Genomic DNA, 1,192 nt, shown 5'->3' with positions numbered 1-1,192 from the left:
CCCCGCCGATGCCGAGGAGGAGCTCCTGGTGCAGGCGGTGCTCGCCGCCGCCGCCGTAGAGGCGGTCGGTGACGCGGCGCAGCTCGTCGTCGTTGTCCGGCACGTCGGTGTCGAGCAGCAGCAGCGGGATCCGGCCGACGCGGGCCACCCAGATCCGGGCGTGCAGCGTGCGGTCGCCGGGGAGCCCCAGGGAGACCTGCACGGGGGCGCCGTCGCCGTCGCGGAGCACCTGGAGCGGCAGCCCGTCCGGGTCGAACACCGGGTAGGTCTCCTGCTGCCAGCCGTCGGAGGAGATGCCCTGCCGGAAGTAGCCGGAGCGGTAGAAGAGGCCGACGCCCACGAGGGGGACGCCGAGGTCGGACGCGCTCTTCAGGTGGTCGCCCGCGAGGATCCCGAGGCCGCCGGAGTACTGCGGCAGGGCGGCGGCGATGCCGAACTCGGGCGAGAAGTAGCCGACGGCCTCGGGCACGTCGCCCTCGAGCGACTGGTACCAGCGGGGCTCCCGCACGTAGGCGCGGAGATCCGCGCGCTGCTCCTCCGCCCACGCGACGAAGCCGTCGTCGGCGGCGAGCTCGCGGAGCCTGTCCTGGTCGACCGCGCCGAGGAGCGCCACCGGGTCGTGGCCCGTGCCCTCCCACAGCTCCGGGCTCACGTGCGCGAACACGCGGCGGGTGGGCTCGTACCAGGACCACCGGAGGTTCCCGGCGAGCTCGTCCAGCGCGGACAGCTCCTCCGGGAGGACGGCACGGACGGTGAATCTGCGGATGGCCTTCACGGGACTCCCTCGGACCGGCGGCGGCGGGCGGACCCGCGCGGATGGGACCCGAGCCTAGGGGCGCGGGAGGGACCGCACCAGGGTGGCCGAGGCCGGGTGCGCTCCGGCGGACAGGCGGTGACGGCCGCGTGTCGGGCATCCGGACGGCGTCCGACACCGCCGTGCCGAGCGACGGCGGGACGGTGCACGGGCTACGGTCGAACAGTGACCACACCCCAGGACGGAACCGATCCCCTCTCCCGCCCGGTGCGCGGCCGTGCAGCCCGCAAGCTCGCCAAGGCCCAGAAGCTCCAGGACGCCCAGAAGCCGGCGGCCCCGCGACCCCCGCTGATCCCCGAGTCGCCCGCCCCGGCGGCGCCCGTACCCGAGCCCGTGGCGCCGGAGCCCGCGCCCGCCGAGCCCGAGCCCGCGCCCACG

2 protein-coding genes are annotated in these 1,192 nt (G+C 76.1%); one reads left to right on the top strand and one right to left on the bottom strand.

The window, feature by feature from the left end; all coding sequences use genetic code 11:
- Positions 1-775: alpha-glucan family phosphorylase (gene glgP / locus Q6969_RS15825; RefSeq protein WP_317231296.1), on the bottom strand; the 775-nt coding region annotated here is incomplete at its 3' end.
- A 204-nt stretch (positions 776-979) separates the two neighbouring features.
- Here glgP and Q6969_RS15820 point away from each other — a divergent pair.
- Positions 980-1,192: hypothetical protein (locus tag Q6969_RS15820; protein ID WP_317231295.1), on the top strand; the 213-nt coding region annotated here is incomplete at its 3' end.

The organism is Clavibacter sp. MX14-G9D (assembly GCF_032917815.1).
Taxonomy (GTDB): domain Bacteria; phylum Actinomycetota; class Actinomycetes; order Actinomycetales; family Microbacteriaceae; genus Clavibacter; species Clavibacter michiganensis_K.
The sequence above is the reverse complement of the archived record's forward strand: the minus strand, read 5'-3'. Positions and strand labels throughout refer to the sequence as shown.